We start from the raw sequence: 20,461 nt of genomic DNA, 5'->3' as shown, positions 1-20,461 counted from the left end.
TGTTGAATTGTATCATTTGGGTTCGTATCCTGACATCCCAGAGGGGCTGAATCCCAATACTCTCAAAAGGCATATACGAGAATGGTCCAGATTGGTTGATTTACATGGTCCAGAAGTTTTAAAACATAAGGTGTTTAATAAGGTATGGACACCCGAAGAAAAACTTGAACTGATTTCAAAGGTTATTGCAGGCACACCAAGAACGAAAGTTGCCATAGAAGCAGGCATTAATGCAGGACTGCTTTATCAATGGGTACACAAATATAAATTACAAGGATATAATGGATTGGTAGAAAGTAAAAAAGGACGACCAACAAAGGAACCGAGAATGAAAAAATCAACAAATCCATTACCTTTAACAGAATCGGAACGAGAAGAACTGATACGCTTGAGAACTGAAAATGAATATATCAAAGCCGAGAATGAAGTAATAAAAAAACGGATCGCCTTGAGGCAAGAAAAATGGGTTGCGCAACTCAAGGCGAAAAAGCAGCAATCATCAAAGAACTCAGAGAAAAAGGATATCAACTAAAGTATCTCCTAAAAGCAATGCATATGGCTAAATCTACTTACTATTTTGAGATTAACAGAAACGATATTGTTGCCGAACGCAATCAAGAAGTACTAGAAGAAATAAAAAATATTTTTGAGGAGAACAAACGCAGATATGGCGTAAGAAGGGTTCACCAGGAACTTATTAATCGCGGGTATCAGGTGAACCATAAGAGAGTTCAGCGTCTTATGCATGAATCAGGATTAGCCGGCAAACGACCAAAGGAGAAATATCATTCCTATAAGGGACAAGTTGGTAAGATTGCTGATAATATAATAGGCAGAGATTTCAGCACAACTTCGCCTTTACAAAAATGGACCACAGATGTGTCTCAATTCAATTTTTCATGGGGAAAGTGTTATATATCGCCAGTGTTAGATATGAATACAAACGAAATCATTTCATATGATTTATCTAGGACTCCTAATCTTGGCCAGATAGAAAGAATGCTAAATAAAGCTTTTGAAAAATTTCCTTCTGTCGAAGGATTAATATTTCATTCTGATCAGGGGTGGCAGTATCAGCATGTCAATTTTAGAAATGCCTTACAAGAACATGGCATTGTACATCCATGTCACGGAAAGGTAATTGCTATGACAATTGTATTATGGAGACATTCTTTGGAAGATTGAAAAATGAGATGTATTATGGTTATGAGAAAGACTATTCTTCCTTCGAAGAATTCTCACAAGCGGTTGAAGAATATATAGATTATTATAATAACAAAAGAATTCAGGCAAAAACAAAATGGATGCCACCTGTACAATACAGGATAGCATCCATGTGTTCAGCCTAGTTCATAAATATGTGTCCAGGATTCTGGGTACATATCACAGGAAACTATCTGTTCATTGCCGTTTTTATTACGATGAAATAAGAAAAACAGTGAAGTATACAAATGAGAGTGTTATACTTAAAAATAAAATAGATGTAGTATAGAAAAAGAGGAGGAAGAATAATGGGAGATGATGCTGAACTCTATACGGATATGCAGGAGCCGTGGTTTTGGGATTGGGTAGAAGGCAGTAATGATGATTATGAAGATGATTATGAGCTTGAATTGGTATATGATCGCTATTTTTTTGTTGATTATGAAAATGTTAATCGGGAAGTACTCAATGGAATTTCAAAGCTTGAAGAGACGGATTGTGTAAGAATTTATTATAGCGATGCAGCTGATACTATGACTTTTGGATTACATAGAAGGATTAATGCATCAAAGGCACATTTTGATTATATAAAAGTTCAAATTCCGATAAAAAATGCAGTTGACTGTCAGATATTATTTGATATTAGGGATTTTGCCAAGCAGAATCGTATTGCAAAGTATTATATTATTTCAAAAGACTCTGATTTCGATCAGGCTGTTAAGTCATTTGCGTCTAACAAGATAAAAGTGCAAAAGGCAGAAGAGATATGCAAATTGACAGGGAAAAATGCCATTACACCCAATACCTCTGTTACAAAGGAAAAAGTTTCGGCAGACAAGGGTGGAAAAGAAATGCAAATAAGGTCTTTTTTGAATCAGAATTTCAAAGAAAAAGAATTTGTAGATAAGAAAGAAAATGTGGTGCAATTGTTATCAATTGCTACAACAAGGCAGCAGGTAAATAACGATTTGCAAAGAATCTTCTCTAATGATAAAGTTGGGGCGGTTTATAAGAAAATAAGGCCACTGATAAAAGACCTTCCGGGAAGATAGTATGCTACACATAGTCTGAAACTATGACGAGCCTCAAAATAATAGTATTTTTCATGGACAGTCTATCCTGCTAGAATATCCTCAAGTTAAGAAAACGAGAAAACACGACGGAGGATAAAGACATATGAGCAAATTACAGACACCTTTCAGATACGATTTTGTAGGAAGCTTTCTGAGACCACAGGCACTCAAGGATGCGAAGGCGGCATACAGGGACGGAAAGATCACCAAGGAGGAGTTCGACAAAGTTGTTAATGAGGAGATTACCAAGGTCGTTGAAAAGCAGAAGGAACTTGGATTCCATGCGATCACAGATGGCGAGTTCAGAAGAACATTCTGGCATCTTGACTTTATGTGGGGATTTGATGGAGTTGCCCATGAGAACACTGGAAATGGTGTGAAATTCGATGCAGAGCTTGCGGTTCTTGATGATACGTATCTTGTAGGTAAGATAAAGGCAAAGGCTCATCCATTTGTTGAATATTTCAAGTTCTTAAAGCAGTTCGAGGATGAGAATACTGTTGCAAAGTATACGATACCGGCTCCTGCACAGACATTTCAGCAGATGATAGTACCTGACAATATTGCAAACACAAGGAAGTTCTATCCTACAAATGAGGAGCTTATCCAGGACATTGGAAAGGCTTATCAGGATGTTATTAAGCAGTTTTACGATGCAGGCTGTCGAAATCTTCAGCTTGACGATTGTACATGGGGCGCCATAGTGGGGGATGCAGCAAAGCAGAGATATAAGTCACTTGGAATATCACTTGAGGATGTCAAGAAGGAGCTGCTTGCAGTGAACAACCTTGCTTTGGAAGGAAAGCCGGAGGATATGGTCATCACTTCACATATCTGCAGAGGAAATTACCACTCAACATTCTTCACAAGCGGTCCTTATGACACAGTTGCGGATTATGTATTTGCAAATGAGAATGTAGATGCGCTGTTCCTTGAGTATGACGATGAGAGATCAGGCGGATTTGCACCTCTTGCAAAGGTTTCAGAGAACAAGAAGGTCGTGCTCGGACTCATCACAACAAAGTTTCCGGTTCTTGAGGACAAGGAGAAGGTCATTGCAAGGATCCATGAGGCTGCAAAGTATGTACCACTTGACAGATTATGCCTGAGCCCTCAGTGTGGATTTGCATCGTGTGAGATCGGAAACAAGCTGACAGAGGAAGAGCAGTGGGCAAAGCTCAAGCTCGTTAAGGAGATAGCAGAGGAAGTCTGGTCATAAAATAGAGTATTATAGAAGTGAAGTGGCGGCGAACAGAAGCAAGAATCTGTTCGCCGCTTTTTGTGTTATGAAATCTGTTATATACAAGCCTGATCGATATATGATACTATTAAGAAACGCGGAATCCTTGCGGGAGTTATATTCCCAGTGTTTTTGCTCGTGAGGATACTTCTTCTGAGAAAGAAGAATGCTAAAGAAAATGTATGTTAAAAAGCAGAAATATAGATATAGTTAGGAGTTAGATTCATGAAAAAGATTGTAGAGATGTGGAATAGGGTGTCGCTGATCGCGAAGATATTGGTTGGAATAGTGATCGGTGCGGTGCTGGGACTTCTGGTGCCGGGGGCAACGGGAATAGGCCTGATCGGAACCATGTTCGTCAGGGCGCTCAAGGCAATTGCGCCGATACTGGTGTTTGCCCTTGTCATCAGCTCAATTGCAAATGCAGGAAAGGGAAATGGCCAGCAGTTCCGTATGGTGACGATCATGTATATGCTCAGCACGCTGTGCGCAGCGATAGTGGCGGTGAGCGCAAGTTTTATTTTCCCTGTAACCATGACACTGGACCTTGAATCATATCAGGCGGATGTCGTCCCATCGGGAATCATGGAGGTCCTCCAGAATCTTTTGCTCAACATCACCGATAATCCCGTAAATGCGATACTCAACGCAAATTATCTCTGCATACTTGCATGGGCACTTTTGTTTGGACTTGCCATGCGACGGACAAGCAAGTCTATAAAATCTGCACTTGTATCCATATCGGATGCGGTATCAACCGTCGTGAGGTGGATCATCGGGTGCGCACCATTTGGAATCATGGGACTTGTGTTCACGACAGTATCGGAGAGTGGATTGTCGATATTCAAGGAATATGGCAGATTGCTGCTTGTGCTTGTGGGCGCCATGCTTATGGTTGCATTGATCGTAGATCCGCTCCTTGCGACTATCGTCTTAAGGAGAAATGCATATCCACTTGCGTGGAGATGCCTCAGAGAGTCAGGTGTGACGGCGTTCTTCACCAGAAGTTCTGCGGCAAATATCCCAGTGAACATGTCACTTTGCAAAAGACTTGGACTTGACCCGGATGTGTATTCGGTATCCATACCGCTTGGCGCGACCATCAATATGGATGGTGCCGCCATCACTATAACTATAATGGCGCTTTCCGTTGCAAATACCATGGGAGTGTCGGTTGACGTTCCGACAGCACTCATGCTCAGTCTTATGGCAACCCTTGGCGCGTGCGGTGCCTCAGGTGTTGCGGGAGGTTCGCTGTTGCTCATTCCTATGGCGTGCTCGCTGTTTGGAATCCCACAGGATATATCCATGCAGGCTGTTGCTGTCGGAATGATCATCGGAGTGGTCCAGGATTCACTTGAGACGGCAATCAACTCATCGGGAGATGTACTCTTTGCCGCTACAGCGGAGTACAGACAGTGGCAAAAGGATGGCAGAGAGTTTAAGATAGGCGCCATCGTGAATCCAGATGAGTAGGATATTCCCATATAAAAAATAATCGGGCATGTTCAGGAAGAAACATACCCGGTTGTTTTTGTCTTTATATTCCTCGTATCCCTGATTCTACAATTCCATTTGAATCTTTAGAGATTCCCTCAAGAATATGCGGAATTACCAACATATCCGTTCCGCATTTAGGACATGCTGCAATTCCCAGCAGTTCGCTGGTGCTTTCCAGACGATATTCAGACTGATATTCTATACCATCTTTCTGCCACATAAAAATATGTCCGCATTTGTAACACTGCACTTCCCTAAATGTATTTCCCATAATAAATAATAACCTCCGTTGCTGTTTAGTCGTATTTTTAGTTTAACTCATTGCTATTAACAATGAAAGAAACAACAGGTTTATCTTCATTAAATGCAATATTAAACACAAACAGTATTCATTATTTACAGAAACTTGTCCAGCTCCGCATCCACATTCTTCCTCTTCTTGATCTTTGGGTGGTCGATGATGTTTCCCTTGGTGATGACCATCTCAAGATTCCTGAGAACGCGCAGATCGTCAAGAGGATTTCCTGCGGTGACTATCATGTCTGCATATTTGCCCTTCTCGATGGATCCGGTGAGCTGTCCAATCCCAGCAAGCTCTGCACTCCGCTTTGTCGCGGTGTACAGTGCAAATGAGTTGGATACCCCGACGTATTTGTGGAAGTAGTATAGCTCACGCCAGAAGTCATACTGTGTGATCCATGGACAGCCGACGTCATTTCCCAGTACAACAGGGATGTCATTTGCCAGGGCTGCCTTTGAACAGTCAATGATTCCCTCAAATACGACATTTCCATTGTACTGCTCGACCTCAGTCGCATTCGTGAGGGTGCGGTCAAACAGGGCATATGGAAGAGCCGGAGAGATAGTGGTGCAGAGGAATGCCCCGCGTTCCTTGAAAAGTCTGATCATGTCATCGTCCATTTTAGCGCCGTGTTCGATGGAATCAACTCCGTTTTCCAGAGCAACGCGGACACCTTCGGGAGATTCGACGTGTGCGGAAACCATGTATCCGTCTGCATGAGCCTTGTCGCAGACTGCGCTCACCATGTCAGGAGACATCTTCAGTTCTCCAGGGACTCCCTTTTCCTTTGCATCAAGCACTCCACCGGTGATCATGAGCTTGATTATGTCAACCTTTTCTTTCTCACATTTGTTCAGGTGGGCAAGGGCTTCATCTATGTTTGCAGCAGCGATAGCTACAGATCCCGCCATATGTCCCCCGGGAACTGAGATTCCCTGATTGGCGGCAAGGATACGCGGCCCCATCTTGGTGCCTGCTTCGATCTCGTCACGCAGTCTGGTGTCAAAGTTGCCAAGGCCGCCAACAGTTCTTATGGTAGTGACACCGCTTAGCAGTTCGTCCTTTGCAAAGCCCGCCACCATGTTGTATGCGATGGCTCTGGTAAGCGCCGAGCCCATGATGGTATTTACAAGTTTTTCATTGTCGCGCTGCTTCTTCTGTGGTTTTCCGCTTCCCGCAAGATGTACATGCATATTGATAAGACCCGGCAGAATGTAATGTCCTTGAAGGTCTATGATCTTATATCCGTCAAGATCAGCAGTATCCTTTATGATGTCATATATTTTGCCATCTCTGACCAGGATACAGAGCCCGGTCTGTATCTGCATATCTTTAGTTCCGTTTAATATTTTTCCATTTGTAAATGCATAATTCATAGTCATCCCTCGCTTATAAAATGTGAATTCCCATAGCTCAAATATACAATATCCTAAACATGGTTTGCAACAGATGAAGAACTTTTATATAATTGTAGATAATATGCGGAAATTAAGATAACATATGAGAACTGAAAGAAAAACGGGAAAATGAACACTATGAAGAATGAGCCATTGTCTGGCAGATCAAAGACAGAGACAGGGAATAGCAAAACTGAATACAAGGCACATTACCATCTGCCCGGACTTTTTGAATTCTACGAGCTGTACAAGGTGTTCCTGCCACTATATCGTGAGCACAGGGAATATTTTTACGACTGGTGTGATATCGGTTCAGTGTATGGCGCACCGGGTGACTGCCTCTGGGGCGGTGGCAGAGTGGGATATGGTGACAGCGGTGCCGGAGATGTGCTGGAACTTATGAGTGAGTATGGAATATCGGCGAGGCTGACCTTCAGCAACTCACTACTGAGACCGGGACACCTTGCTGATAAGCAGTGTAATGACTTGTGCAGGGCGTTTGAGGATGGCAGGGCTGTTGCAGATGACACCCGAAGCAGGAGTATCATGCTAAGATCTAACCAGGCAGAAGGCAAGGCATATGTTCAAAATGGCGTCATAGTCCATTCGGAGCTGCTGCTTGATTATCTGCAGGAGAATTATCCGGGACTATATATGGTTTCATCGACAACAAAGGTCATTACGGACTTTGATCTGTTTTCAGCAGAGCTTGACCGGGATGAATTCCGATATGTTGTGCCGGATTTTCGGCTGAACAAAGCATTTGACAGGCTGGGTGCGTTTACGCAAAAGAAGAAAGACAAGGTGGAATTCCTGTGCAACGAATGCTGTTGGTTCTCCTGTCAGGACAGGAAAGACTGCTATGAGGATGTGAGCCGTATGGCTCTCGGTGAGAAATCAATTCACCGCTGTACATCGCCGAACGCAGCAGGTGGCTATCGTTTCTCAAAGGCGATGGAGAATCCCGGATTTATAGGTATAGATGATATAAAGAACATTTACCTGCCACTGGGGTTTTCAAATTTCAAGATAGAGGGAAGAAGTCTTGGAAGTGCCATAGTGTTGGAATTTCTGCTATACTATATGACAAAACCAGAGTATCAGCTGCGGGTAAGAGAAGAGATATATCTTGACAATACGCTGGATCTGTTCTAGGCGTGCGCGGGTAGTAGTCAGGGGCTGTGGTTAGCATGGGAGGATAATATAGGCAGTCGATATGTATTTGAAATCTGCAGAGTATGTTTCGCAGCTCGTGGAGATAACAGAAAATTCCTGATCGAGGGGGGAAATGTATATGGAGAGAATAAAGAATTTATCCAGGACGCAAAAGGTTCTGATGAGCATTATAGTGGCAATGATCATAGCATTTTCCATAATTTATCCGATTATAATGTCCATAAAGGGAATAGAATTCAGGGGTGACTTTCTGACCCTAAAAGAAGAACAGGGAAATGTGACATATACAGATGGACATACAAGTATCACAGTATATGATGACCAGAGCATAGAATTTAAGTGTTATCATCGATTTACAGGAGATGGGTATAGAGACGTAACATATGGACCATATAGCTGGATGGAGGATTATTCTGCCATACCGGCAGGGACGGAGAACGGCATGTTATCATCTGATGATTATATCGGAGTAAAGATCATGGCGGGTGATAAGGTGTTTTTTAGAGGCGCTGTCTCAAAAGATGGATACATGGTATACAATGCGGACGGCACGATGACCAACGATTTTGATGTGGTTTTAGGAGATTATTATGCAAATCCGCCGGATATTTATGAAATAGTGAAGTTTATTAATGGTCCGCAGACAACAAACAGAGGAAATATAGTATTATATATATTCGGAATCATTATATGCATCATTGCGGTCGTAAGTATGCTGTTTCCAGATGAACTTTTCAGATTGGCCATGTGGCCCAGGGTGAGAAACCTGTATGATGTTGAGCCGTCTGACTGGGAACTTACAGTCCGTGTTATCGAGTGGTATGTGCTTACGATTGGTGCATTTGTGGTATTTGTGATCGGACTTACGATGGGCAGTGTGACGTGACGACTCCGGACGAGTGATAGACAAAAGCGCTTAGCATATAGACAAATAGATGAAAGGATAACTTGAACAATATGGCATACACACCTAATGATATATATGATTATATAATTGAGAATGACAGGGAATCAGAATTCCTGCAGGCGATAACACTCCATAAACAGAACTTTTCCATAGGAGAGATTACAGACAGGCGTTTTCTCGTAAAAGAAGACAAGACGGTAAAGTTTATATCAAAGATGTATAAGATAAATATACAGATCACGGATGACGACATCATAACAGCGGTCATGAATGGCCTCTATGTGAGTGCATTTATCTCAAGACAGGGCGATGCCTACAATGTGCATTTTCTCGTACATGCGTATCCGGAAAATATGAAGTCGCAGTTTGACGAAGAGATATTAAAGGAAGTCCTGCGATACATGATCATGATGACTATTGTACGGCTGAGACTGGATACGCCGGAGAAGGTGGAAGAATATCTGGGGAGCAGGGAGTAGCACTTTATGTAAATAAAGCTTATAGCCGCACCCCTGGCTTTTTTTATGAATAATATTTGGCTGTTATAAAGTAGTTTTGATGAAACAAAAAAGCTGTCTGAAATAATTCAGACAGCTTCTGTCACGTGCGCAAGAGGATTCGAACCCCCGACACCTTGGTCCGTAGCCAAGTGCTCTATCCAGCTGAGCTATGCACACATGTTGATTAACAACATCAGTTATATTACAACAGGTTTGAGCAAATGTCAAATAAAAAGTTGCAAATATTTCAATTTTTTCATTCAACCTGAGGTTGAAAAATATCAGTAATAAATAACTGTAGTTATTCTTCAGGTGATTCTCTCTTAAGTTCAGGAATATACCTCTGACCATATATGCTGTTCTTGATGGACTGCATCTCAAGGTCTGTTGCGGATATCACATCTGCGCATTTCTTAAGTCTTGCGGATATCATGTCTACGTTCGGGATATCCTTCTTATATCTGAGCTGGTGATCTAGGCTCGCCCAGAAGTCCATCGCGATTGTTCTGATCTGTACCTCCACACGCATATTCCTTGTGTGGTCTGCGAAGAACACAGGAATCTCGACTATGACATGCAGACTGCGGTAGCCATTTGGCTTTGGATGCGATATGTAGTCTTTTGCCTCGATCAGGGTGATGTCGTCCTGACTTATGAGCTTTTCTGCCACCATGTATATGTCATCGATGAATGGGCAGATGACTCTTATTCCGGCGACGTCATCCAGATTGTTCAGTATACTTGCACATGTAACCGGACAGCCCTTGCTTGCAAGCTTTTTGGCAATGCTGACAGGCTTTTTGATCCTTGACTGTATGAATTCTATAGGATTTCTCTTATATCTTACGCTGAAATCATCGTTCAGCACTTCAAATTTTGTCTTCACCTCTCTGATGGCACATGAATACATCATCATGATCTCCTCAAAACTCTGCATCTCCTGCATGAAAGGATTTTCCTCCGGGCGCAGGAGTGAATTGATGTATTTGCTGTTCAGAGCGTTTGTCTGTATTGATTCCATAACTCCTCCAAAATGTAAAAAAACTGGAATGGTGTGTCCTGTTGCACAACTATGTGTATTATACTACATTCCACTTGTGCTTAAAAATAAAATTTTATAAAATACCTGTGAATGATCAATAAATACTGACAGGCATAACCATTTTGCTTTATTTGTCAGTTCACAGAGTCAGGAGAAGACAATGAGCTATTTTGATGAGATGATCGCCACGGAGCGTATACCGGATTCCTATGTGGGATGGGAACAGTACAGACGTGAGGTGACGGAATATATAGAAAATAACTGCCGGGTAAAAAAAGAATCCGGACAGGATGCAGATGCAGCGAATTCAAAGCCTGTGCTTGCACTGTGGGGAATAGGGCCGGCCGGCGATATAGATATAGGAAGATTGGCAGATAATTACAGGCTGGTGCTCATAGACAGAGACAGGGAAGCTGTGCTTTCGGCAGTCAGGGAATATGGGTTGAAGGAACAGGATTATATAATAGCGGATATTCCATTCTGGCATGTAGACGATGACCAGTACCGCTTGTATGAGGCGATGCTTGAGGACTGTGAGGACACCGAGCATATACTTGAGTTCCTGACAGGCATAGCGACTGCCAATTCCGGTAAATATATTGGCAGAACGGAATCTGGGGATATAGTAAATGACACCGACAGGTATCTTGATATATTTGATTACAGTGTGGCGGTCGGGCTTCACAGCCAGCTCAATTCCAGATTTGCGGCATTGCTTTACCACTACAGGGACAATTATCATGACGAGGATCTTAGACTCATAAGCAGTGCCATCTCGGGGCTGAACGAGGCGGCGGTGGAGAGACTCAATGACTACATGTACCATATGACAAAGGATGTCCTCATATATGGATATGAGGTCGCTGCATGTGAGGATCAGACATGCGCAGAGAAGCTTGCAAATGCATTTGACAGGCGGGATGTGGAGACGATGAAGTCGGTGGAGCACATAGAAGGTGTGGCACAGCTCATGAAGGATATGTCGCTTCATATGAACTACGACGTGGAGCTGGTTGACAGCCGCCATATGGTATGGCCATTTGACACGGCCGGTGGCAGGAAAAATTACGTGATGGGATTTGCCGCCATGCGGAAGATATGATGTTGTAAATAGGCGGAAAAGATTAAAAAGTTAAATGACATTCCATAAAAATCAGTTGATATAACGTATATTATCATGAGGAGGGAGCTATGACAGACAGAGAATTTGAACAGTGCATGTCTGCGATGGCGGCGGGCGACAGGGATAGCCTGCGGCACATATATGATGCGTATCTGAAGCTCATATATGCTGTGGTGTACGACACCATAGGACAGCGCGAGGAGGCTGAGGATGTGACATCGGAATTCTTCATCAAGCTGTATAGCATTGCGGGAAGCTATAAGCCGGGAAATGGACATAAGAAATGGTTGGTCACGATCGCCCGGAATATGGCGGTGGACAGGATCAGGAAGATAGACCGTGAGGCTCTGGTGGATGAGATACCGGAGACCGGGCAGAGTGGCAGCATGGAGGAACAGGTTGTGAACAGCGTGTCACTGAAGGTGGCCATGGAGTCGCTTAAGCCTGATGAGCGGGAGATAGTTGATATGAAGGTGGCTGGAGGATTTACCTTCAGAGAGATATCAGAGATAGTTGGCAAGCCGATGGGAACAGTCACGTGGCTTTACAACAGTGCGATCAAGAGACTTAGGAGGTGCAGACTATGAACAGACATGAAGATGAACTGGAAAAGGAAATAGCTGACAAATATATAGAGAATATGGATGCACCTGATCTCTGGGGAAAAATAGAGGCAGGACTTGATGCGGTGGATGCGCAGCGGGTGCAGGATAAGAAATCTGGAGATAAGAAGTTTGGAGTCAAGAAAGACCGTAAAGTCAGGAACAGAAGAACCATCCAGATCGTTTCCGGTCTTGTGGCAGCGGCAGTGGTGTGTGTGCTGATCGTAGCCGGACCGTTAAGGAACAGCCGTAAGAGGGCAAGCGATAAGACAGCGCAGGACAACAGTGTGAAGGTGACTTCGGATGAAAGTTATTATGCAGAAGAAAGTGACGCGGCTGCGGCAGACGATATTCAAAGCGATGCTGCTGAAATGGCAGACAACGCCACGGCGAGCTATGATGTACAGAGAAATACTGATGCTCAGAATTCTATGAATAGTGCTGACTATATCCCCATGATCATGTTGGATGGTGTGCTCTACAGGGACACATACGACATGGTCGATGCTGACAGCGTGGATGAGAGCAAAGCGGCCTACGCTGAGAGCTACACCGATGGCGTGCCGGCAAATGACGGCGAGGTCAACTTTGACATGAACCCATCCAGAAACTCAGCCTACATTGTGTGTGATGATGGCAGCCTTGTAGTGAAGGTTGAGGGCAACTGGTACAGATTTGAGAGGGCAGAATAGCACAAACAAATCAAAAATTAAAAAATACAGAAATTACCATAAAAAATAATAATCCCTTCGTATATAGAATATAAAGCTTGACCGGTAGCTTGAAATTCATATTACGGAGGGATTTTTTATGATGAAATATAATTCAAAAATATTTGCAAGATCCATATGCGCAGTTATGGCAGGGGTTATGATGGTAGGAGGTCTTACGGGCTGCGGTAACGATGATGCAGTAGATGGAAGGGGAATGCGCCTTGAAAAACAAAATGGGGATAAGACAGAGATAACAGGGATCGCAGAAAAGTACAGGGAAAAAGAAAGTAAGCAAAAAAAGAAGTCGCTGCAGGACAATGGCTTGAGTGGAATATTCAACAGTACGTCGAATGATGTTATGTATGCGGAGGAAGCTTGTGATGTGGCAACAGTCGCTGGAGATACAGCGATGGTGACAGATACTTCAAATTCTATGTATACAGAGATCGCCTACGATACGAGAGAGTATGACAGCGTGGCGGAGAATGGATTTGTATCCACAGCGGACAGACCTCTCTCCACATTTGCGGCGGACAGGGATACGGCATCATACAGCAACGTCAGGTCGTATATAGAGTCAGGCTGTCTCCCACCGGACGGAGCGGTGAGAATAGAAGAGATGCTGAACTATTTTACCTATGACTACAGAAGGAAGCCTGAGGATGGAGAGAAGTTCTCCATATACACAGAATATTCGGACTGCCCGTGGAATAAGGCCACAAAGCTCATGATGGTTGGGATCAACACGGATGAAATAGATTTTGGAGACAAGAAGCCTTCAAATCTGGTGTTCCTGATCGACACCTCGGGATCCATGTATGAAGATAACAAACTCCCACTCGTGCAGCAGTCATTTGCCATGCTGGCGGAGAATCTGGATGAGAACGACAAGGTGAGCATAGTCACATATGCGGGTGAGGATACGGTGGTGCTCTCGGGCACATCCGGCTCAGAGCAGTACACGATAAATGAGGCGCTTTCAAGTATGACAGCCGAGGGCTGTACCAACGGCGGAGATGCCATCATCACAGCTTACGAGCTGGCGGAGAAGAACTTTATAGAGGGAGGCAACAACCGTGTCATACTTGCAACGGACGGGGATCTGAACGTGGGGCTTACCAGTGAGAGCGACCTTGTGGATCTGATAACCGAGGAGAAGAAGGAAAACAACATTTTTCTCAGCGTGCTTGGGTTTGGAACAGACAATCTGAAGGACAACAAGCTTGAGGCTCTTGCTGATAATGGTGATGGAAGCTATGCGTTTATAGATTCTGCGTATGAGGCAAAGAAGGTGCTGGTGGACGAGATGGGCGGAACTCTGAACACCGTTGCCAAGGATGTGAAGTTTCAGATAGAGTTCAATCCGGCAAATGTCAAGGGTTACAGGCAGATAGGTTATGAGAACCGCGCCCTTGCGGATGCGGACTTTGCAAATGACGCTGTGGACGGCGGCGAGATAGGCGCAGGACATATGGTGACGGTGCTCTATGAGATAGTGCCTGCGGGATCAGACTTCGATGTGCCTGCAGCCGAGCACAAATACGGACAGGATTCCAATCAGGCAAATACATCGGAGACTGCATCACAAGACGTTAAGGATAAGTCTGATAGCGCAGAGGACTATACCGGTGAGCTTGCGACAGTGAACGTAAGATACAAGGAGCCGGATGGGGATAAGAGCAGTCTTGTGAGCCGTGTGGTGAAGACTGACAGCTACAGCAGCGAAATGTCCGTTGACATGAGTGCGGCAAGTGCCGTGGCGGCCTATGGTATGATCCTCAAAAACAGTGAATATGTGGGTTCTGCAGATTTTGATATGGTTATGGCTCTTGTTGGCGGTAAGGTGGACAGTTCAGCCGGCAGTGGCGATATTATCGATATGCAGTGGCAGGGCTTTGCAGACATGGTACGTCAGACGCAGAATATAACTGACTAGGGAAAATGTCGATAAGAGGAGCTGTTCGATATGGCTTTGTAATCACACTTTGTAATCACATTGTATAAAACTCTTTTATTTTATTGATAATTCTTGTATAATAACAAATTAGAGTGTCAATTAAGACGAAAAAATAAAAACAAGAATATCAATATAGACAGGAAGGGTAAGATTCATGGGCGAAAAAAAGATTATGCTTGGTAACGCAGCCATCGCCAGAGGCTGTTATGAAGCGGGTGTCAAGGTATCAGCGGCATATCCTGGAACACCAAGTACAGAGATCAGTGAGAACATGGTGCAGTACAAAGGAGATATCTACTCAGAGTGGTCACCAAATGAGAAGGTAGCCACAGAGTTAGCGATCGGTGCATCATTTGCGGGAGTGAGATCAATAGTGTCGATGAAGCATGTAGGTGTGAACGTGGCATCAGATCCGCTGTTCACCGCAGCATACACAGGTGTGAACGGAGGTATGGTACTTGTTGCAGCAGATGATCCTGGAATGTACTCATCACAGAATGAGCAGGATTCAAGACTTGTAGCAAGAACAGCCATGATCCCAGTTGTTGAGCCATCAGACAGCCAGGAGGCAAAGGATTTCACAAAGTATGCATTTGAGCTGAGTGAGAAGTATGATACTCCTGTAATGCTCCGTACAACCACAAGACTCTCACACTCACAGGGCGTTGTAGAGCTCTGTGACAGACAGGAGATTCCTGACAAGCCATATGAGAGAAATATAAAGAAATATGTCATGATGCCTGGTAACGCTATACCACGTCATGTATTTGTAGAGCAGAGACTCAAGGACATGGCAGCAGACGGAGCTGACATGCCGATCAACAGAGTTGAGATGAGAGACAAGAGTGTGGGTGTCATCACCAGCGGTATCCCTTACCAGTATGTCAGAGAGGCTATGCCAAACGCATCAGTCTTAAAGCTTGGCATGGTAAATCCACTCCCAAGAAAGATGATCGAGGACTTCTGTGCACAGGTAGACAAGGTGTATGTCATCGAGGAGCTTGAGCCACATATCGAGACTCAGGTCAGATCATGGGGAATAGATGCAGTCGGCAAGGAGCTGCTTACAGTTCAGGGTGAGTACAGCGCAAATATGCTCAGAGAGAAGCTTCTCGGCGAGAAGGTAGAGACAGTCGAGGCTGCTCAGGTTCCAGCTAGACCACCTATCCTCTGTCCAGGATGTCCACACAGAAGCGTATTCTCAGTCCTCTCAGAGCTGAAGATCCACGCTGCAGGAGATATCGGATGTTACACACTCGGAGCTGTCGCACCGCTCAGTGTTATTGACACAACAGTCTGCATGGGTTCATCCATCTCTACCCTTCATGGAATGGAGAAGGCAAAGGGCAAGGATTATATCAAGAACTGGGTAGCGGTCATAGGTGATTCAACATTCCTTCACACAGGTGTGAACTCACTCATGAACATGGTATACAACCAGAGCACAGGAACAGTCATCATACTTGACAACTCGACAACAGGTATGACAGGACATCAGGATCACGCCGCAACAGGTAAGACACTGATGGGAGATCCTACATATGCCATTGATATTTACAATCTCTGCAAGGCACTGGGAATCCAGAGCGTCCATGAGATAAATGCATTTGATATAGAAGGTCTTAAGAAGCTCATCAAGGAGGAGACAGCAAAGGATGAGGTATCAGTCATCATCACAAAGTCACCTTGTGTACTCTTGAAGACGACTAAGATAACAGGAAGATGCAAGGCAATACCTGAGAAGTGCAAGAAGTGCGGTATGTGCTTAAAGCCTGGATGCCCTGCAGTTATCAGGCAGGAGGATGGAACCATCCGTATAGATGACACACTCTGTACAGGCTGTGGACTGTGCATGAAGCGTTGTAAGTTCGATGCTATAGAAAGGGAGGAGTTCTAATCATGGAGACAAAGAATATTATGATCGTCGGCGTAGGCGGACAGGGAACACTTCTCACAAGCCGTATACTCGGTGGAATCACCACGGCAGCAGGTTATGATGTAAAGCTCTCAGAGGTTCACGGAATGAGCCAGAGAGGTGGAAGTGTTGTTACATATGTAAGATATGGTGAGAAGGTAAATGAGCCTATCGTGGAAGAGGGATGTGCGGATGTCCTCATAGCATTTGAGAGACTTGAGGCACTCAGATATGCACACTTCCTGAAGAAGGATGGAGTTATCATCGTAAATGACCAGAGAATAGATCCTATCACTGTAGTTACAGGCGCAGCACAGTATCCTGATGGAATCATCGAGGAGCTCAGCGGCAAGTACAAGGTTATCTCAGTTGATGCCATGGACGAGGCAAAGAAGCTTGGCAACAACAAGGTATTTAACACAGTCATCATAGGAATCGCGGCACAGCACATGGATTTCTCACATGATGCATGGGTTGAGGTTATCAAGAACACAGTTCCACCTAAGACAGTGGAGAAGAATCTTGAGGCATTTGAGGTTGGCTACAACCTTAAGTAATTTGACGATTTTTGGTACAAAAGACGGATTTTGGCATAAAAAAAGTCCGTCTTTTGTTGATTAATGGTGGAAAAAAGGACCCTCATATGGTAAAATCAACACATATGATGGTTTGCGGGGTGCGTACACATGAATGATATTAACAAGGATGAGATTGACGCAAGATGGCATATGCTGGTATGGCGTATGATGATAGTTATATGCAGTATTTCTTTTGTTATTGCATGGATATTATTTGGAGTATACAGAGTAGATAAGAGCATAGGAGCAGGCGCATATATAGTAAAGTATATCGTGCTGCCGATGATAGTACAGGCTATAGCGATCACAATTTGCTATTTTTATATGAAGCACGATGAGGCGGACATAAAGCACAAGAATTATGTCGTGACAGGTATGATATATGTATGTGTCGGTGTTATAGCATTTACATATTGCACCATATACCCGCTTATACTTATTCCGTGTGTCACCATAATTGCCACGGCGTTATTTGCAGATCAGGAGCTGACGGTATGGTCGGGAGTTGCGGTGCTTGCACTCATGGTCATCAATGTTGTGAGATTACATTTGAATGTCGGTGAGCTTGCCACACAGATGAACTGGGTTGGAGCACTGCTCATATACATACTGGTAGTATCTGTTATGTGTGCGATGGTTATGGTTGTCAACAAGCACACGAAGGCACTTATGGAATCGATTGCCGGAAGCTACAACAGACAGGTAACACTGATGAGTGAGCTTATGGTTGATCCGATGACAGGCCTGTACAACAGAAGATCATTTGAGGAGAGCCTTGATAAGGAGATCGAGAATGTGGAGCAGACTGGGGCGAAGTCCTATGTCACCATATTTGATATAGATCATTTCAAGGAAGTCAACGATACATATGGCCACAGCAATGGAGATATAGTTATCAAGGCGCTGTGTAAGATGATGAAGGAGAAGTCGAAGGATATGGGACTTGCCTTCAGATACGGCGGTGAGGAGTTCGTGATACTGTTCCATGATGTGGAACTGTCCAAGGTCATGAATGTTGTTGAGGACATAAGAACAGAGTTCAGATGCTACTATTTCCACTTTATGAACAAGGATGGAATAACCTGTAGCTGTGGTGTCGCTGAGTACACCAAGGGAGAGAGTTCCAAGGCATGGTTCAACAGAGCGGATTCAGCACTCTATAAGGCGAAGGAATCAGGAAGAAACAGAACAGTTATAAGTGAATAAAAAATAACACATTGGGCTGTGCTCAATGTGTTATTTTTTTATGGAATTATTCAAATGTTATGATATGTCCGGCGTTACTGGACATAATCGTTCAGCCACTGAACCACACCGTTGGATATTGCCTTGGCGTAGTTCTCAAGATTTTCATTGAAATAGTCCAGATCGTCCTGGTTGGTCATGAAGCCCATCTCAACGATCATGCTTGTCATATCGGTGTCTCTGATGACCGCATAGTCATCATCGCTGTCTCCCTGGGTTCCGATTCGCACCCCTCGGTTGGCGGTTATACCAACTTCCTCGAGATTGCTCAGAATGTCATCTGCGGCCGCATAACTGCGCTCAGATCCTGAGCTGTGTATCCATATCTCAATGCCCTTTGTGGTGTTTGGGTTGGCTGTTGAATTGCGGTGTAGCGAAACGAAGATATCAGCCTTGGCCTTGTTTGCTATCTTTGAACGGGAGTCGAGCTGTGTGTCGCTGTCGTCGGATCTGGTCATTATGACGTTGACGCCGCTCTTTTTCAGGGCTTTGGCAACCTCCTGCGCAAGACGGAGATTGTCGTCCTTCTCGTAGCTTCCGTCAAGTCCCACAGCGCCTACATCGCTTCCTCCATGACCAGCATCCACACACACCGTGTATGTGTCGTTGGCCTTCTGGAGCATGACAGTCTGTCCTTTCCCCTTGGTGATCTGTGCCTTTGCCAGAAAAAATCCCATGACAAGTATGCACAATAATAGTATGATGTTTATGGCGACCAAAAAGACGACGAGGGAACGCATCTGTTTCAGCGTCATTTTCTTTTTTCGTTTGCTCATGTTTTCTCCTTCGTGGAAATATCTTTGATAAAGATACCTCAAAATCCGATGTTTTTCAACTGGGGATATGGAGAACGTGAACAGCATGGCCGCAGCAGAGGTGTTCTGCGCTTACGCAGTATAAATGTACAGGAGGAATATTTATGATAATAGATTTTCACACACACACGTATCCCGACAGGATAGCAGCCAAGACGGTAGGGCTTCTGGAGAGCAGATCCGGTACAAGGGCACATTCGGATGGCACACTTGACGGACTGGAGAATGACATGAGGAGCAGACATGTGGATGTGTCTGTGGTACTTCCGGTGGCAACGTCTCCGAAACAATATAAGCATATAAATGAATTCGCAGTTGAGGAGAATGAGCGCTTTTCAGAGACACATGTGTGGTCGTTTGGAGGGATACATCCCGACAATGACAATTACAAAGAGATACTCAGGGATATATGCGACAAAGGTCTGAAGGGGATAAAGATCCATCCTGACTACCAGGGGGCTTTTTTCAACGATATAAGATATAAAAGGATAATCAGCTATGCCACAGAGCTTGGGCTTATCGTGGTGACACATGCGGGAACAGACATAGGACTTCCTGATGTGACTCACTGCACTCCTGCAATGGCGGAGGAGGTGCTGGATGAGGTTGGGCCTGACAAGCTTGTGCTTGCCCATATGGGTGGATGGCAGATGTGGGATGACGTGCTGAACAGACTTTGCGGAAGAGATGTGTATTTTGACACGGCATTTTCCTATGGACAGATAGACTGGCGGGAGGGGGCATCGCACAGATGGCAGCTTCTTGATGGTGACATGTTTAAGAAGATAGTGGCAGCTCACGGGTCTGACAAGATCCTGTTCGGAACGGACAGCCCATGGTCTGATCAGGAACAGTCATGTGCGGACATAGAGGCCCTTGATCTGGAAGATGTGGACAAAAACAATATATTTGAGAATAATGCGCGAAAATTGCTTGGATTGAAATTGAATTTTTAGAAAAAATACGCAAAAACCTATTGATAATGTTTTAAAAATGTGTTACATTTTTGTTACGCCAATGAAATTTTTCACAGATAGTAATACACGAAAGACATGTCGGAGCCTAACGACATGTCTTTTTTATGTGCTGTGGAGCGGACTGCCCACTGTAAGTATCATTATATGAAGCGGTTTATAAAATAAAAAAGACTTGAGATAAATCTCAAGTCTTAGTA

The 20,461-nt window shown here is 44.2% G+C and carries 21 protein-coding genes and 1 tRNA gene; 17 read left to right on the top strand and 5 right to left on the bottom strand.

Annotation, left to right across the window (positions count from 1 at the left end):
- The 6 genes from CCU_RS02550 to sstT all read left to right on the top strand — a co-directional run.
- Window positions 1-532: helix-turn-helix domain-containing protein (locus CCU_RS02550; protein WP_243440837.1), on the top strand; the 532-nt coding region annotated here is incomplete at its 5' end.
- Entirely contained in the window at window positions 463-1,185 is a 723-nt protein-coding gene (locus CCU_RS02545) for an IS3 family transposase (protein ID WP_015533449.1), read from the top strand. The genes CCU_RS02550 and CCU_RS02545, both read left to right, overlap by 70 nt.
- Window positions 1,161-1,349, top strand: a complete 189-nt coding sequence (locus CCU_RS02540; protein WP_243440836.1) for an IS3 family transposase — start codon at window positions 1,161-1,163, stop codon at window positions 1,347-1,349. The genes CCU_RS02545 and CCU_RS02540 overlap by 25 nt, the downstream gene beginning before the upstream one ends.
- Window positions 1,350-1,511: 162 nt before the next feature.
- Complete coding sequence (locus CCU_RS02535; RefSeq protein ID WP_015533448.1) at window positions 1,512-2,255, top strand: PIN domain-containing protein; 744 nt, start codon at window positions 1,512-1,514, stop codon at window positions 2,253-2,255.
- 124 nt (window positions 2,256-2,379) lie between these two features.
- The gene (locus tag CCU_RS02530; RefSeq protein ID WP_015533447.1) at window positions 2,380-3,495 is read left to right on the top strand and encodes a 5-methyltetrahydropteroyltriglutamate--homocysteine S-methyltransferase; all 1,116 of its coding nucleotides are present in this window, start codon (window positions 2,380-2,382) and stop codon (window positions 3,493-3,495) included.
- A gap of 246 nt (window positions 3,496-3,741) precedes the next feature.
- Complete coding sequence (sstT, locus tag CCU_RS02525) at window positions 3,742-4,992, top strand: serine/threonine transporter SstT (protein WP_015533446.1); 1,251 nt, start codon at window positions 3,742-3,744, stop codon at window positions 4,990-4,992.
- 64 nt (window positions 4,993-5,056) lie between these two features.
- On the opposite strand, the gene CCU_RS02520 is transcribed toward sstT, so the two are convergent.
- Entirely contained in the window at window positions 5,057-5,287 is a 231-nt protein-coding gene (locus tag CCU_RS02520) for a hypothetical protein (protein WP_015533445.1), read from the bottom strand.
- Between the two features lie 125 nt (window positions 5,288-5,412).
- Entirely contained in the window at window positions 5,413-6,693 is a 1,281-nt protein-coding gene (locus CCU_RS02515; RefSeq protein WP_015533444.1) for an amidohydrolase family protein, read from the bottom strand.
- A 159-nt stretch (window positions 6,694-6,852) separates the two neighbouring features.
- On the opposite strand from CCU_RS02515, the gene CCU_RS02510 reads away from it, so the two are divergent.
- The 3 genes from CCU_RS02510 to CCU_RS02500 all read left to right on the top strand — a co-directional run bounded on the left by CCU_RS02510 (window position 6,853) and on the right by CCU_RS02500 (window position 9,276).
- Window positions 6,853-7,869, top strand: coding sequence for a hypothetical protein (locus tag CCU_RS02510; RefSeq protein WP_015533443.1), 1,017 nt, complete (start codon window positions 6,853-6,855; stop codon window positions 7,867-7,869).
- Between the two features lie 139 nt (window positions 7,870-8,008).
- Window positions 8,009-8,776 carry a hypothetical protein gene (locus CCU_RS02505; RefSeq protein ID WP_015533442.1) on the top strand — a complete coding sequence of 256 codons (768 nt, stop codon included), beginning with the start codon at window positions 8,009-8,011 and terminating at the stop codon, window positions 8,774-8,776.
- 71 nt (window positions 8,777-8,847) lie between these two features.
- A complete protein-coding gene (locus CCU_RS02500; RefSeq protein ID WP_004853714.1) occupies window positions 8,848-9,276 on the top strand; it encodes a hypothetical protein in 429 nt (142 codons plus the stop codon).
- A gap of 124 nt (window positions 9,277-9,400) precedes the next feature.
- Here the strand turns inward: CCU_RS02500 and CCU_RS02495 are convergent.
- Together CCU_RS02495 and CCU_RS02490 are read right to left on the bottom strand one after the other, a co-directional pair.
- A tRNA-Arg gene (locus CCU_RS02495) sits at window positions 9,401-9,474 on the bottom strand.
- A gap of 124 nt (window positions 9,475-9,598) precedes the next feature.
- Entirely contained in the window at window positions 9,599-10,318 is a 720-nt protein-coding gene (locus tag CCU_RS02490; protein ID WP_015533441.1) for a GTP pyrophosphokinase, read from the bottom strand.
- A 181-nt stretch (window positions 10,319-10,499) separates the two neighbouring features.
- Here CCU_RS02490 and CCU_RS02485 point away from each other — a divergent pair, with 181 nt between their 5' ends.
- From CCU_RS02485 to CCU_RS02455, 7 genes are all read left to right on the top strand, one after another.
- A complete protein-coding gene (locus CCU_RS02485) occupies window positions 10,500-11,441 on the top strand; it encodes a hypothetical protein (protein ID WP_015533440.1) in 942 nt (313 codons plus the stop codon).
- Between the two features lie 89 nt (window positions 11,442-11,530).
- Complete coding sequence (locus tag CCU_RS02480) at window positions 11,531-12,049, top strand: RNA polymerase sigma factor (RefSeq protein ID WP_015533439.1); 519 nt, start codon at window positions 11,531-11,533, stop codon at window positions 12,047-12,049.
- Window positions 12,046-12,756, top strand: coding sequence for a hypothetical protein (locus CCU_RS02475; RefSeq protein WP_015533438.1), 711 nt, complete (start codon window positions 12,046-12,048; stop codon window positions 12,754-12,756). Before CCU_RS02480 ends, CCU_RS02475 begins: the two co-directional genes overlap by 4 nt.
- 118 nt (window positions 12,757-12,874) lie before the next feature.
- Window positions 12,875-14,713 (top strand): vWA domain-containing protein, encoded by a 1,839-nt coding sequence (locus CCU_RS02470; protein WP_015533437.1) that lies wholly within the window; start codon window positions 12,875-12,877, stop codon window positions 14,711-14,713.
- Window positions 14,714-14,888: 175 nt separating this feature from the next.
- Entirely contained in the window at window positions 14,889-16,631 is a 1,743-nt protein-coding gene (iorA, locus tag CCU_RS02465) for an indolepyruvate ferredoxin oxidoreductase subunit alpha (protein WP_015533436.1), read from the top strand.
- Between the two features lie 2 nt (window positions 16,632-16,633).
- Window positions 16,634-17,206 carry an indolepyruvate oxidoreductase subunit beta gene (locus tag CCU_RS02460; RefSeq protein ID WP_015533435.1) on the top strand — a complete coding sequence of 191 codons (573 nt, stop codon included), beginning with the start codon at window positions 16,634-16,636 and terminating at the stop codon, window positions 17,204-17,206.
- Between the two features lie 129 nt (window positions 17,207-17,335).
- Window positions 17,336-18,433 (top strand): GGDEF domain-containing protein, encoded by a 1,098-nt coding sequence (locus tag CCU_RS02455; protein ID WP_015533434.1) that lies wholly within the window; start codon window positions 17,336-17,338, stop codon window positions 18,431-18,433.
- A gap of 74 nt (window positions 18,434-18,507) precedes the next feature.
- Here the strand turns inward: CCU_RS02455 and CCU_RS02450 are convergent, their stop codons facing one another.
- Window positions 18,508-19,248: an N-acetylmuramoyl-L-alanine amidase family protein gene (locus tag CCU_RS02450; RefSeq protein ID WP_015533433.1), complete on the bottom strand. Its 741-nt coding sequence runs from the start codon at window positions 19,246-19,248 to the stop codon at window positions 18,508-18,510.
- Window positions 19,249-19,391: 143 nt separating this feature from the next.
- On the opposite strand from CCU_RS02450, the gene CCU_RS02445 reads away from it, so the two are divergent.
- Window positions 19,392-20,243 carry an amidohydrolase family protein gene (locus CCU_RS02445; protein WP_015533432.1) on the top strand — a complete coding sequence of 284 codons (852 nt, stop codon included), beginning with the start codon at window positions 19,392-19,394 and terminating at the stop codon, window positions 20,241-20,243.
- Window positions 20,244-20,461 lie beyond the last annotated feature (218 nt).

Source organism: Coprococcus sp. ART55/1 (assembly GCF_000210595.1).
GTDB classification, from domain to species: Bacteria; Bacillota; Clostridia; order Lachnospirales; family Lachnospiraceae; genus Coprococcus; species Coprococcus aceti.
The sequence above is the reverse complement of the archived record's forward strand: the minus strand, read 5'-3'. Positions and strand labels throughout refer to the sequence as shown.

Excerpts from the sequence above, each read along its gene's own strand:
- CCU_RS02520 (WP_015533445.1), bottom strand. The coding sequence starts at position 5,287 with ATGGGAAATACATTTAGGGAAGTGCAGTGTTACAAATGCGGACATATT.
- CCU_RS02545 (WP_015533449.1), top strand. The coding sequence starts at position 463 with ATGGGTTGCGCAACTCAAGGCGAAAAAGCAGCAATCATCAAAGAACTC.
- CCU_RS02535 (WP_015533448.1), top strand. The coding sequence starts at position 1,512 with ATGGGAGATGATGCTGAACTCTATACGGATATGCAGGAGCCGTGGTTT.
- CCU_RS02485 (WP_015533440.1), top strand. The coding sequence starts at position 10,500 with ATGAGCTATTTTGATGAGATGATCGCCACGGAGCGTATACCGGATTCC.
- CCU_RS02470 (WP_015533437.1), top strand. The coding sequence starts at position 12,875 with ATGATGAAATATAATTCAAAAATATTTGCAAGATCCATATGCGCAGTT.
- CCU_RS02510 (WP_015533443.1), top strand. The coding sequence starts at position 6,853 with ATGAAGAATGAGCCATTGTCTGGCAGATCAAAGACAGAGACAGGGAAT.
- CCU_RS02530 (WP_015533447.1), top strand. The coding sequence starts at position 2,380 with ATGAGCAAATTACAGACACCTTTCAGATACGATTTTGTAGGAAGCTTT.
- CCU_RS02515 (WP_015533444.1), bottom strand. The coding sequence starts at position 6,693 with ATGAATTATGCATTTACAAATGGAAAAATATTAAACGGAACTAAAGAT.
- CCU_RS02540 (WP_243440836.1), top strand. The coding sequence starts at position 1,161 with ATGGAGACATTCTTTGGAAGATTGAAAAATGAGATGTATTATGGTTAT.
- CCU_RS02475 (WP_015533438.1), top strand. The coding sequence starts at position 12,046 with ATGAACAGACATGAAGATGAACTGGAAAAGGAAATAGCTGACAAATAT.
- CCU_RS02460 (WP_015533435.1), top strand. The coding sequence starts at position 16,634 with ATGGAGACAAAGAATATTATGATCGTCGGCGTAGGCGGACAGGGAACA.
- CCU_RS02500 (WP_004853714.1), top strand. The coding sequence starts at position 8,848 with ATGGCATACACACCTAATGATATATATGATTATATAATTGAGAATGAC.
- CCU_RS02480 (WP_015533439.1), top strand. The coding sequence starts at position 11,531 with ATGACAGACAGAGAATTTGAACAGTGCATGTCTGCGATGGCGGCGGGC.
- CCU_RS02455 (WP_015533434.1), top strand. The coding sequence starts at position 17,336 with ATGAATGATATTAACAAGGATGAGATTGACGCAAGATGGCATATGCTG.
- CCU_RS02450 (WP_015533433.1), bottom strand. The coding sequence starts at position 19,248 with ATGAGCAAACGAAAAAAGAAAATGACGCTGAAACAGATGCGTTCCCTC.
- sstT (WP_015533446.1), top strand. The coding sequence starts at position 3,742 with ATGAAAAAGATTGTAGAGATGTGGAATAGGGTGTCGCTGATCGCGAAG.
- CCU_RS02445 (WP_015533432.1), top strand. The coding sequence starts at position 19,392 with ATGATAATAGATTTTCACACACACACGTATCCCGACAGGATAGCAGCC.
- iorA (WP_015533436.1), top strand. The coding sequence starts at position 14,889 with ATGGGCGAAAAAAAGATTATGCTTGGTAACGCAGCCATCGCCAGAGGC.
- CCU_RS02490 (WP_015533441.1), bottom strand. The coding sequence starts at position 10,318 with ATGGAATCAATACAGACAAACGCTCTGAACAGCAAATACATCAATTCA.
- CCU_RS02505 (WP_015533442.1), top strand. The coding sequence starts at position 8,009 with ATGGAGAGAATAAAGAATTTATCCAGGACGCAAAAGGTTCTGATGAGC.